Raw genomic sequence first — 12025 nt, 5'->3', positions numbered from 1 at the left:
CGCGCTGGACGCCGCTTCGTTTCAGCGCAGCGCCAGCCACATCGGTTGATGATCCGACGCTCGGCTGTGCTGATCCACGTCGCACACCGTCACTCGCGGCGCGAGGTCGTCCGTGACAAAAATGAAATCGCACGCGAAGGGTCCGCCGGCCCATTGCTCGTGATCGTACAGGCCGACCGTCGCGGCGCGCGGCTCGTCTGGATGCGCGCAGGACCAGGCGTCGGCGAAGGCCGGAGCGTCGGCGATTGGTTCGAGCATCCGGCAATAGGCGGTATCTTCGTACGCGCTGTTGAAGTCGCCGCACAGAATCGCGCTCATCGGGCGAGCGGTGTCGGCGAACGGGCTGTCCGGCTTTTCCGCTTTCGCGGGATGGCGCGCGTGATCGCATCCTTCGCGATGTAACGCGCGCAGTCTCTCCACTTGCGCGAGCCGCTGCTGCTCCGAATAGAACTCGAGATGCGTGGTGATGACGCGTAGCGGGCCGGCGTCGGTGTCGAGCACGGCTTCGAGCGCGATGCGCAACATCGACGGTTTGGCGGGATCGGCGGGCCACGGTAGCGAATGCCGAAGCACTTGACGCACCGGCAGGCGGGTGGCGATGGCGTTGCCGAACTGTCGGCGCGGCGCCCGGCTGTCGCGCAGTGATGGCAGATCGGAGCCGATCGCATCGATCACGGTCATCTCGGGCAGCAATGCCGCCAGCTCGGCGAATTGATCGAGCGACGGACGGCCTTTCAATCCGCCGGTCAGCGGCTCATCATTGAATCCACGCGTGACTTCCTGCAAGCAGAGGACATCGAAGTCGCACAGCGCGCGCGCTTCCCGCACGATCCGGCCGAGGTCGACACGGCCGTCCACGCCGCAACCCCACTGAATGTTCCAGTCGACGAGTTTCATGGCGCTCTCCTTGACACTCAGACGGTCAGTTTATCGCTGAGTAGAGGATGTGATTCTGTGATTCGAGGATGTGATGCGGGGATGTGATGCGGTCGAGGCGCCGACATATCGGCGCCTCGAATTCCGCGCCTGGCCGTTCGGGCGGCATCGGCCCCGGCGCAATCGTCTTGCTACCGCAAGCGGCAAACCCGCCGTCCGGCAAAATCCTCATACGTATCGAGTCACGCTTGATAAAAACGCATCGACGTTCTAGAAAAACCGAAGCGCATAGCCTACCCTTAAGCGAGCCGGCCTTTTAGGGGACGAGCACTTCGCCCCGTTTCCCTTCTGCGCAGCCGACCCATCCGGACAAAGCAATTAACGGTTCAAAATCGTACGCTTTTGTTGTTTGAGAGGGCTGCGCCATCCTGCTTTTCCACGCTATCCGCCGGTGGATGAATGCCGCACTCCGTCGTTGAAAAGCTCGAACGATAAGAAGCCAAGGAGACGCTCATGCCATTCACACTCACCCGGGGTGTCGTCGGCCTGCCCCTGCTCGCCATCGCATTTGGCCTGCCTGCCGCTCACGCCGCCGACGAAGTCCAGAACACGTCGACCACCACCGCCTCGCCGATGCCTTCGACGCTCCAGCCCGTCAGTCAGGAGCAGCTCGACCGCGCCGCCACCGCGACGGCCGACTGGCTCCATTCGAACGGTTCCTACGCGCAAACGCGCTACTACCATGGCGCGCAAATCAATCGGACCAACGTCGCGAAGCTCAGACCTGCGTTCATCTTCCAGACCGCCGTCAACGAATCGATGGAAACGGCGCCGATCGTCTCGAATGGCGTGATGTTCATCACCACGTCGTTCAATCACGTGTATGCGGTCGATGCGGCGACGGGCAAGGAGTTCTGGCATTACAAGCACAAGATGGGACCGGTCACGACGTTCTGCTGCGGCCCTAACAATCGCGGCGTGGCGATCTCGGGCGACCGGCTTTTCATGGGCACGCTCGACGCGAAACTCGTCGCGCTCGACGCGAAGACCGGCAAGGTGCTGTGGCAAACCGAGATCGCCGATCCCGACCAGGGCTATTCGGAAACGATGGCGCCCGCGGTTGTCGACGGCAAGGTGCTGATCGGCACGAACGGGGGCGAGTACGGCATTCGCGGCTTCGTCAAAGCGTTCGATGCGAATTCCGGCCAGTTGCTGTGGACCTTCTACACGATTCCGGAGACCGGCCAGGAAGGCGTGTGGGCGACCAAGGACGCGACCGGCCGCGACGAGAAGCGCGACATCGACGCGGAGAAGAAGCAGCTTGCCGCGAAGGGCGGCGACTTCTACAAGACGCTCGGCGGCGGCGTGTGGATGACGCCCGCCATCGACCGGCAAACGAAGACGGTGTTCTTCGTCGTGGGCAACCCGTCACCGGACCTGTATGGCGCGATCCGGCCCGGAGACAATCTCTATACGGACTCGCTCGTCGCGATCGATCTCGACACCGGCAAATACAAATGGCACTACCAGTACGTGCCGCACGACGTGTGGGACCTCGACGCGGTCAGCCCGCCGATCCTGATCGACGTGCGCGACAACGACGGCAAGATGATTCCGGGCATCGTGCACGGCGGCAAGACCGGCCACGTGTACGTTCACGATCGCGCCACCGGACGTCTGATCCGCTATTCGCAGGCGATGATCCCGCAAGAAAACATGTGGACGCTGCCCACGGCTGCCGGCGCGCGCATGCTGCCGGGTGCGAACGGCGGGGTCGAGTGGTCGCCGATGGCCTTCGATCCGAAGACGCGCCTCGTCTACGCGGCCAATCTGCATCAGCCGATGACGTATCAGGTCGAGGAGGCGGCTTATCCGGGCGGCAGCAAGCTGTGGCTCGGCGGCGCGTTCAAGGTGATTGCGAACGAGCAGCAATGGGGCAAGCTGTCCGCGGTGAACGTCGACACGGGCAAGGTCGCGTGGGACTACAAGACCGAACAGCCGCTGATCGGCGGCGTGCTCGCGACGGCGGGCGGCCTCGTCTTCAACGGCGAAGGCAACGGCCTGTTCCGCGCGTTCGACTCCGCCAGCGGCAAGAAGCTCTGGGAGTACCAGTGCGGCGCCGGCGTCAATGCACCCGCGGTGTCGTACTCGGTGCACGGCAAGCAGTATGTCGCGGTCGCGGCGGGCGGCAATACGCAGCTCGATTTCAAGCGCGGCAACACCGTGCTCGTCTTCGCGCTGCCATGACGGGGCCGATGCTGCGCTCGCGGTTGCGTTCGACACGCCGTGCAGGGGCGGCATTGCTATGCGGCTGGTTCGCCGCCGCATGGCTGCCGCTGAACGCGCGCGCCGACGCCGAGGCGGGCAAGGCGAAGGCGCAGGTGTGCGTGGCCTGTCATGGACCGATGGGCAACTCGACCACGCCGGACTATCCGATTCTCGCCGGGCAAACCGCGCGCTATATCTATCTGCAACTGCGGGACTTCAAGGAAGGGCGGCGCAGCGACCCGCGCATGTCGCCGATGGCGGCCAATCTGTCGCGCGAGGACATGCAGGACCTCGCCGACTACTTCGCCGCGCAAAAGCTCGTGTCCGTGCCGTACAAATCGGATAGCGCCAGCATCGAAGCGGGCAGCAAAAAGTCCGCGGAAGTACTGTGCACGATGTGCCATCTCGGCGGCTTCGCCGGGCAGAACGAGATTCCGCGCGTGTCCGGCCAGCTGTATCCCTACATCGTCAAGCAATTGCAGGACTTCCGCTCGCACACGCGGACCAACGATGCGGGCAACATGGCCAGTGTGTCGCGCAATCTGAGCGACGAGGACATCCGCAATCTGGCCGCGTATGTGAACAACCTCCAGTAGCACGGAACCGACACCATGAAAATGACGCTCACCCGCTTCATCGCGACCGCGATGCTGCTTGCCGTCGCGTTCGGCGCGTGCCTGCCCGCGAGCGCGCAAGGCGATGGCGAAACCAACCGGCAACTGCTCGCCGCCGCCAAGGACGGCGACCAGCAGTCGCTTCTTGCCGCGCTTGAGCGCGGCGCCGCCGTGGACGCGATGAACCGCATCGGCGATACGGCGTTGATCACCGCTTGCAAGCAAGGCGACGCGGCCATGGCGCGCACGCTGATCGAGCACGGCGCGAACGTCGGGCACGCGAGCGCGCCCGGCGTCACGCCCTTGATGGCCGCGGCCTATGGCGGTTTCGATGAAATCGTCGCGCTGCTGCTCGCGCATGGTGCGGACATGTTCACGACGGATCGGGTCGGCAAGACCGCGATGGAGTACGCGGCCGGGCAGGGACAAACGAAGGTGGTGAGCCGGCTGCTCGACGCCGGGGTCGACGTGAATCGCCTCTACAAGAACGATCTCACCGCGCTGATGTGGGCGGCGGGATACGATCGCGCGGAGACCGTTCAATTGCTGCTCGCGCGCGGCGCGGACCCGGCGCTGAAGGACAATCGCGGCATGACGGCGAAGGATATCGCGGTGCAGACGAAGTCGGCGAGAGCGAGCGGCGTGCTGTCCGCCGGCTAGCCGCGGACACGTCCGCATGCCTCGCAGTGCGCAGAGTCGGCAGATGCCTGCCTGTTACTTCGAATCAGCCAGACGCCACCTCTGCGCGAGCATCGCCGGCAGTGCTTCGAACGAGTCGATGAATGCGTCGCAGTGCAATGCGTGCGCACCGTCCTGGCCCGCATACCCATAGCTGACGATGAACACAGGCAAACCGGCCGCGCGTGCCGCGGCGACATCGACCGGCGAATCGCCGACTACGACGCAGTGCGCAGGCTCGCTGTCGAGCAGCCGGCAGGCATGCCGTAAGGGCTCAGGCGAAGGCTTCATGCTCGCCAGCGTATCGCCCGCGACCAGCACCTCCAGATAACGGGCGAGGCCGGTGCGCGTCAGCAGCGCGGCCGCCAGCGCCTGCGGCTTGTTGGTCACGCAGGCGCAGCGATAGCCGCTTTCGCGTAATGCGCGCAGGCCCGCCGCGACGCCGGGAAAGACCCGGCCGATCCGTCCGTTGGTATCGGCATAGTGCCGTTCGAATACACGCTGCGCTTCTTCGAATTCGCACCGCTCGCCCAGGCCCGCCGCCTCCAGCGAGCGCCGTACGAGGTTCGCCACACCCTTGCCGATGAATCCGGTCACCGCGTCCAGCGGCAAGGGCGCTGCACCGAGGTCCTCCAGCATGCGGCCGACGGCGGCGGCAAGGTCCGGCGCGGTGTCGACCATCGTGCCGTCGAGATCGATCAGCACGGCCGGGCGGGAGGCGCTTAGCATGGCGAGCTCGCCGCAGTTGCCCGCGCGTCCGGCGCCGCGAACGAAGCCGCCTCGGCGTGCGGCAGCGTCCTCCGATGCCAACGCTGCAGCATCGCCAGGTCCACCCAGCGATGTGGTTCGCCAGGCACAGCCTGCACGAGCGGCGTTTGCGGATCACCAAGGTGGGGCAGCACGGCCAGCGCGCCATCGAAGCTGTCCTGCGCCGTGTAGCCGGTCGGCGTGACGACGGCCGGAATACCCGCCGCGCGTGCCGCGAGCAGACCGTTGCCGGAGTCCTCGAAGGCGAGACACGCTGTCGCGGGCAGATCGAGTTGTTCGAGCACGTGATGATAGACATCGGGCGCAGGCTTCTTCGCGGGCGTGGTGGCGGCATCGCCGATCGCCGAGAAGCGCGTGCGCCAGGCCGCGCCGAAGTGGACCTGCAACAGGGCGTCGAGATTTGCGGGCGTGGTGGTCGTCGCGATGGCGAGACGGATGCCGTGCGCCTGCGCCTCGTCCATCAGACGCGCAACGCCCGGGCGCAGCGGCAGGCCGCCGCGCACGCGCCCGGTGTAATGGCGGGTTTTGAGCGCGTGAAGCGCCTCGACAATCTCCCACGCCTTCGCGCCATCCGCTTCCTCGCGTTCGAGCGTGCGCCAGTAATGCCGCAGCCGTTCCTTGCCGCCCGCCACTTTGAGAAGGCGCGTGTAGAGCGGCTCGTCCCAGAACCAGTCGAGCCCGGCCTCCGCAAAAGCCGCATTGAAGGCCTGCAGATGAGCGGTCTCGGTGTCGGCGAGCGTGCCGTCGACGTCGAAGATAAGGGCTTGCATCGTCCGGTCCTCGTCATGGTGGTTGCCGTTCAGACACGCACCACGATAGCGGAGCCACGGGCCGATTCAAATTCAGAGATTCTTTCGCGTCCGATAAGCGACGCTTTGAGTGTTCACGCGCCCGAGGCGCCGCGCTAGGGCTTCGGCTTGGGCGTAGTGACGAAACCCATCTTCGTCAAACCGCCGGCCTGAACGGCCGACATCACCTCGGCGACCCGTTCGTAGGGCACCTTGCGGTCGGCGCGCAAATGCAGTTCCGGCTGCGGCGTCGCATGAGCGGCCTCGGCGATGCGCGCGCGCAAGCCCTCTTCGGTGACGGCCTGGCCGTCCCACAGGATGGCTCCGTCGGCGTCGACCGCGACGTCCACGTGCGTGGCTTTGACCGCTTCCGGCTGGCTGCTCGCGTGAGGCAGGTCGATCCTCACCGCATGTTGCATCGCCGGAATGGTGACGAGAAAAATGATCAGCAGGACCAGCATGACGTCCACCAGCGGCGTCATGTTGATCTCGTTCATGAGGCCTTGATCGTCATCGTCGGAGAAGGGGCTCATTGCCATCTGAAGTCTCCGTCACGGGGCGGGGTGTTCTCGCGCGGCACCACGTGCATCTGCGCGCCTGCGCTCGAGCGCAATTGCGAGCCGGTCACGAAGTACGCGTGCAGGCCGTGCGCGAAACGTTTCAGGCGCGCCACGATGGTGCGGTTTGCGCGATTCAGGCCGTTGTAGCCGAGCACGGCGGGAATCGCCACGAAGAGCCCGAACGCCGTCATGATCAGCGATTCGCCGACCGGTCCTGCCACGTGTTCGATGGAGGTCTGGCCGGTTTCGCCGATCAGGATCAGCGCGTGATAGATGCCCCACACGGTGCCGAAGAGCCCGACGAAGGGCGCCGTGCTGCCGATCGACGCGAGGATCGCGAGGCCGCTCTGCAGGCGCGCGACCGTCTCGTCCATCGTGTCCTGCAGACGCCGCGTGATCCAGTCGGAGACGTCGATACGGTCCTGCAGATGCTGTTGCGTCTGGCGATGGTGGGTCGCCGCTTCGTGGCCCGCCAGCGCGAGCGCGAGCAACGGATTCTCGGATGGCGCCATCTCGGGGTGGCCGAGACTGCTCAAGCCGTCCTCGAAGCGATCCGCGCTCCAGAACCGCGCGTCGTTCTGCCGGGTCACGCGTCTGAGCCGCAGCACCTGCCACAGCTTGACGATGATCACCGTCCACGACATCACCGACATGATCGCCAGCACGCTCAGAATGCAGCGCGTGACGACGTCGCCGCTTTGCCAGACATTCGCGAGTCCGTAATGTTGCATGGCTGTTTTCCTTTGTCCTGTGATCGGTGGCGCAGTCAATCGGTCAGTCCGAAGACGAACGACTGGGAGTACGCGGCGCGAACCACGGCGCCGTTTTCGCTGTACGGCTGGCAGACGCTCGCGTGGACGGCGGCGAGCGCGGCCTCGTCGAGCCGCGCATAGCCGCTGCTGCTTTGCAGTTGCATCGTTTCGATACGGCCGGTGAGCCCCACGACGAATCGCACGATCGCGGTGCCGTTCTCGCGACGCCGCTTCGACATGTCAGGATAGTCGGGCTTCGGGATGGCGCAATCGATATGAGCGACGTTTCGTGGCTCGGCCGGGGCGGCGGGGGTACGGCCGGTGGCGGGGGCGCTTTCGGTTGCGGGTGCTGTCGCGGGTGACGGTGTCGGCGCGGCGGGGGCCGGCTGAGCGGTGGCGGACGGCGCGGCGCTGTCGGCTGGCGCGAGTGGCGCAACCGGTGCCGGCGTGGCCGCTGCGCTGCGTGACGCGCGTGATCGCGCTTGCGGCTGCATCTGCGGCAACGGTTTCGCACGAACGACAGGGCGCGCGGCAGGCGGCGTCGGCGCCGGTAGCGCGGCAGCCGGTGCGGCTGGCGTCACCGGTTCAGCCTGCGGACTCAACAGCATGGCGGTGATCGTTGCGGGTTCGACCGGCCGCTCGACCATTCTGTCGCGCGTCGACACCGCCAGAAACAGCAACAGCAGATGCGCGCCGATCACCGCGCCCAGCACGATCACCCCGCGACGATATCGCGTCGCCGGGGTCGTAGGGTGTGCAGGGTTCGTCATGACAACTTGCAGCATCGTTCGCGGCCAGACAAGGGTTCCTTCATCCGCGCAAATCGCGGCATGCGTGCGCTTCGGGACGGCCCGGACCCTTGGCCACCTCCCCGTTCATTGTCCTCCCGCACCTGGAGTTTTAGAACCGGCGTCCTTCGCCGCGCGTCAATTCGGGAAATTCTCCCGTCCGATGCGCGTTGTCAAACAATCGCCCGGTGGGATACTTTGAATGGATGACGCGAGCTATCGCGGCGCAGCGATTTCACCACGGAGTACAACAATGCTGGAGACACGCAATCCCACCCGAACACCACGCCGTTCCATCGTGCTGGCCGCCGCGTGCGTGCTGGCCATGAGCGCCGCGCATGCCGCCGCGCCGCTTGCCTATGTGACGAGCGAGAAGGCCGGCGTCGGCGTGATCGACCTCGATCAGATGACGCTGGCCAAAACGTTTCCGGTGGGCGCGGACGGCCCGCGCGGCCTGAGCCTGAACGCGGACGGTTCGCGTCTGATGGTCGCCAACAAGAACACCGGCGATCTGTCGGTGATCGACACGGCGTCGGGCAAGGTCGTCAAGCGCGTGAAGATCGGCAAGAATCCGGAGTATGTACGGGTCCACAACGGCTATGTCTACGTGACGTACGAGCCCGGCGAGTCGGGCGGGGCGCCGCAGACGGCGGCCAGGTCCGATGGCAAGCCGCCCGGCAAGCCCGGCGCGGACGACGATGACAACAAGCTACCCGCCGAAATCGCGATCGTCGATATGAAAACGTGGCGCGTGATCCGCTCGGTGACGAGCGGTCACGAAACCGAAGGCATCGAATTCTCGCGCGACGGGCAGACGATGCTCGTCACCAATGAAGGCGACGACACCGTATCGGTCTATCACGCGCGCACGGGCGCGCCGGTGAAGACCGTGAAGCTGGCCGCGGGCGGCCGTCCGCGCGGCATCCGCCTGTCGCCCGACGGCAAGCACTATGTGGTCACGCTGGAGTCGCTCAGCAAGTTGGTCGTGATCGACGCGCATAGTCTCGAAGTGCTCAAGACCGTCGATACCAAACTGGGACCGTACGGCGTGGCGTTCGGTCCGGACGGCCAGCGGCTTTTCGTGGCTGCCTCGCGCGACAAGACGGTGCAGGTTTTCGACGGCCACACCTACGAACACGTCGCCGACGTGCCGGTCGGACAGCGCTGCTGGCACTTCAGCTTTACGCCCGACGGCTCGAAACTGATGGTCGCGTGCGGACGCTCCGATGCGGTCTATGTGCTCGATGCGAAGAGCTATCAGCCGATCAAGCAGATCGGCGAGTTGCCGCTCGCCTGGGGTATCGTCACGTATCCGCACAGCGACGGTTCGATCGAGTCGCATTGAGCGACCCGACCCGACGCCGATAGCGTGCGCCGTTGTTTTCACGCTTATTTCCACGCATACCGCAAGCCCACCCAGAAGCCCCGCGGCGCACCCGGCCCGACGAATTGTTCGTTGACCGGGTTCGCGCCGTCGAAGGTGTGGTTCGGTCCGTTGAAGAAGTTCTGGCCGAGCGCGCCGAAGCTGGCGTAGCGCTTGTCGAGCAGGTTCGACACCGAGGCGAAGACCTGCAACTGCTTCGTCACCTGGTAGGTCGTGTCCAGATCGATCAGCAGATAGCCGGAAATCCTGCCATTCTCGTCCTGATTGTTTTCATCGCCCTGCGCGTAGACGCTGCCGCGCCACACGAGGTTGGTGCCCAGGTTCCATTTCGACGTGGCCGCGTAATCGAGCCGCAGTTTCACGGTGGTCGCGGGAATCCCCGGAATGTGATTGCCCGGCTTGACGTTGATGTTGCCGTCGGCGTCGGCGCTGGAGTTGCTCGGGCTGCTTTCGGTCCAGGCCGACTGGTAGGTCGCGTCGACATAGCTGTAGCTCGCAGTCACCGCGACCGGGCCGAACTTGCTATGCCCCGACAGTTCGACGCCTTGCCTGCGCGTGCGGCCGACGTTCTGGAAAAAGCCCTGCGAGCTGCCCGCGCCATTGCTGCTGATGAACTCGATGTCGTTGTCGAGCGTCGTGCGATACGCGGCGGCGCTCCATGTCGTGGCCGCGCCGAGCTTGCCGCGCGCGCCGATTTCGTACGTCTTCGAGATCACCGGCTGGAGCGCCGGGTCGGAGATGAACTCGTTCGGCAGCGAACACGGCGCGGCCGGATCGGCGCAGGCCAGCTCGATCGCGGTCGGCGAGCGCATGCCCTCGTTGTAGGACGCGTAGGCCGTGAAGCCCGGCGTCGGATTCCAGTTGATGCCGAAGGCCGGGTTGAATCGCGAGAACGTATGGTGGCCGTCGAGAGCGGGCTGCAGGCCGCTTGAATCGCCGATCGTGGCGTCGGCCCAGTTGTAGCGGCCCGCGAGCGTCACCGACCAGTGCGGCGTCAGCGACAGCGTGTCCGACAGGTAGAGGCCGTAGTTGGTGTTGTGCGTCTTCGCGTCGGTCTGCTGCGCGAAATCGCCGAGGCCGATCGTTGCGCGCGAATCGGTGAAAGCGGCATCCTGCGACGACTGCGTGAACTGCGAATTCGCGGCATCGACGGCCATGCCCGCAATGAACTGGTTCTGCATGCCGCCGAGTTTGCCTAGCAGCGTGAGTTGCAGGCTCGCGCCGTAGCTTTCGGTCGCCACGACCGACTTCTCATTGGTCGCCTGCAAGGTATCGACGTCGCCATTGTCTTCCACGGTGCCGTAGTCGTCGTTGACGTTGCTGCTGATGTTGGTGTTGCGGAAATGCCGGTAGTACGCGTTGCCGCTCAGTTCGACATGATCGTTGAAGTAATGATCGCCCGACAGCGTCAGGTAGCCGACCGTGTTCTGATTCTGGTCGGGATACGTGTAGGGTTGCTTAGGGTTGCCAAGAAACGAGCGCGGAATGGTTTGCGTGCCGTGCAGATCGTTGTCCGCGCCGCCCGCGGAGAGCGACAGCGTCGTATCCGCGTCGGTATAGCGCAGCTTGCCGAACGCCTGGCGTATGCGGCTCTCGTTCTGCTCGGCCCAGCCGTTGTCGTTCGTGGCGTCGGCGGTGAAGTAGTAATCGAGGTTCTGGCCGAGGGTGCCGCCCTGTTCGATCTGCGCGCTCTTGCGCCCCCACGAGCCCAACGAGACCTGGGCCTCGCCGACGGGGTCGTCCCTGCCGTTTTTCGTGGTGATCGACAATGCGCCGCCGAGCGTGTTGAAGCCGTAGGTCGGATTCGAGCCCGGAATCAGCTGGATCGTGTCGATGGCCTGCTGCGGCAGCAGGTCCCAGTTCACCACGTCGCCGAACGGCTCGTTCACCCGCACGCCGTCGACGAACACCGACAGGCCCTGCGGCGTGCCCAGCAGCGGCGACGCGGTGAAACCGCGATAGGTGAGATTCATCTGATACGGATTGCCCTGAGCGTCGGCGACGTCGACGCTCGGCAGATTTCTCGCCATGTACTCGGTGAGCGTGCTGCGGCGCTGCCGGAGGAGGTCTTCCGACCGGATCGTCTGGACGTTGGCCGGCACCTGCGAGAGCGGCGTGCCGATGCCGAGCAGCGGCGTGGTGCCCACCACGACGATCGGCGCGAGCGTCGTGACCGGGGCGGCGTTCGCGGCGGGGGTGTCGGACGTGGAGGACGCGGCGGGAACGGCGGGAACGGCGGGAACGGCGGGAACGGCGGGAACGGCGGGAACGGCGGGAACGGCGGGAACGGCGGAAGACGAGGAGGGTGCCGACGCCGCCACAGGCGCTTCGCCCTGCGCCCATGCGGCCGCGGATAGACTGGCCAGCGCCCCGCCGAAGCAGAGTGTGATGCCGGCGCGCCGTTGCAGGCGGCGTTTGCGGCGTGCTTGTGATCGCATGCTCATTGTTGTCTCCTGTCGATCAGAGCGGGAGCCTGGGCGCCGTCCTCTGGTCGCGTGCGACTGAGTCGCTGCCGGTTCGGCGCTTGCCGCGCCCATCGCGCTGATCGC

The 12025-nt window shown here is 65.6% G+C and carries 11 protein-coding genes; 4 read left to right on the top strand and 7 right to left on the bottom strand.

Annotation, left to right across the window (positions count from 1 at the left end; genetic code table 11):
- Positions 1 to 21 precede the first annotated feature (21 nt).
- The gene (locus PQQ53_RS25275; RefSeq protein ID WP_408141295.1) at positions 22 to 897 is read right to left on the bottom strand and encodes an endonuclease/exonuclease/phosphatase family protein; all 876 of its coding nucleotides are present in this window, start codon (positions 895 to 897) and stop codon (positions 22 to 24) included.
- Between the two features lie 492 nt (positions 898 to 1389).
- Between PQQ53_RS25275 and PQQ53_RS25270 the strand changes: the two genes are divergently transcribed.
- Genes PQQ53_RS25270 through PQQ53_RS25260 form a run of 3 tightly spaced genes read left to right on the top strand, consistent with a single transcriptional unit; the run spans position 1390 to position 4418 of the window.
- Positions 1390 to 3123, top strand: a complete 1734-nt coding sequence (locus PQQ53_RS25270; protein WP_408155866.1) for a pyrroloquinoline quinone-dependent dehydrogenase — start codon at positions 1390 to 1392, stop codon at positions 3121 to 3123.
- Complete coding sequence (locus tag PQQ53_RS25265; protein WP_408141297.1) at positions 3120 to 3740, top strand: c-type cytochrome; 621 nt, start codon at positions 3120 to 3122, stop codon at positions 3738 to 3740. The genes PQQ53_RS25270 and PQQ53_RS25265 overlap by 4 nt, the downstream gene beginning before the upstream one ends.
- A 15-nt stretch (positions 3741 to 3755) precedes the next feature.
- Positions 3756 to 4418 carry an ankyrin repeat domain-containing protein gene (locus PQQ53_RS25260; protein ID WP_408327031.1) on the top strand — a complete coding sequence of 221 codons (663 nt, stop codon included), beginning with the start codon at positions 3756 to 3758 and terminating at the stop codon, positions 4416 to 4418.
- 54 nt (positions 4419 to 4472) lie between these two features.
- On the opposite strand, the gene gph is transcribed toward PQQ53_RS25260, so the two are convergent.
- The 5 genes from gph to PQQ53_RS25235 form a co-directional block, all read right to left on the bottom strand.
- A complete protein-coding gene (gene gph / locus PQQ53_RS25255) occupies positions 4473 to 5165 on the bottom strand; it encodes a phosphoglycolate phosphatase (protein ID WP_408155864.1) in 693 nt (230 codons plus the stop codon).
- A complete protein-coding gene (locus tag PQQ53_RS25250) occupies positions 5159 to 5974 on the bottom strand; it encodes an HAD family hydrolase (protein ID WP_408327029.1) in 816 nt (271 codons plus the stop codon). The genes gph and PQQ53_RS25250 overlap by 7 nt, the downstream gene beginning before the upstream one ends.
- A gap of 134 nt (positions 5975 to 6108) precedes the next feature.
- A complete protein-coding gene (locus tag PQQ53_RS25245) occupies positions 6109 to 6531 on the bottom strand; it encodes an ExbD/TolR family protein (protein ID WP_408327026.1) in 423 nt (140 codons plus the stop codon).
- On the bottom strand, positions 6522 to 7283 hold the full coding sequence (locus PQQ53_RS25240; RefSeq protein ID WP_408327024.1) for a MotA/TolQ/ExbB proton channel family protein: 762 nt from the start codon (positions 7281 to 7283) through the stop codon (positions 6522 to 6524). Before PQQ53_RS25240 ends, PQQ53_RS25245 begins: the two co-directional genes overlap by 10 nt.
- Positions 7284 to 7318: 35 nt before the next feature.
- Positions 7319 to 8074 carry an energy transducer TonB gene (locus tag PQQ53_RS25235; protein ID WP_408327021.1) on the bottom strand — a complete coding sequence of 252 codons (756 nt, stop codon included), beginning with the start codon at positions 8072 to 8074 and terminating at the stop codon, positions 7319 to 7321.
- 271 nt (positions 8075 to 8345) lie between these two features.
- On the opposite strand from PQQ53_RS25235, the gene PQQ53_RS25230 reads away from it, so the two are divergent.
- Complete coding sequence (locus PQQ53_RS25230; RefSeq protein ID WP_408155858.1) at positions 8346 to 9437, top strand: YVTN family beta-propeller repeat protein; 1092 nt, start codon at positions 8346 to 8348, stop codon at positions 9435 to 9437.
- Positions 9438 to 9481: 44 nt separating this feature from the next.
- On the opposite strand, the gene PQQ53_RS25225 is transcribed toward PQQ53_RS25230, so the two are convergent.
- The gene (locus tag PQQ53_RS25225; RefSeq protein WP_408327019.1) at positions 9482 to 11920 is read right to left on the bottom strand and encodes a TonB-dependent receptor; all 2439 of its coding nucleotides are present in this window, start codon (positions 11918 to 11920) and stop codon (positions 9482 to 9484) included.
- Positions 11921 to 12025: the final 105 nt, after the last annotated feature.

Origin of the sequence: Paraburkholderia strydomiana, assembly GCF_046030495.1 — a bacterium.
In the GTDB taxonomy this organism is placed as follows: domain Bacteria; phylum Pseudomonadota; class Gammaproteobacteria; order Burkholderiales; family Burkholderiaceae; genus Paraburkholderia; species Paraburkholderia strydomiana_A.
The sequence above is the reverse complement of the archived record's forward strand: the minus strand, read 5'-3'. Positions and strand labels throughout refer to the sequence as shown.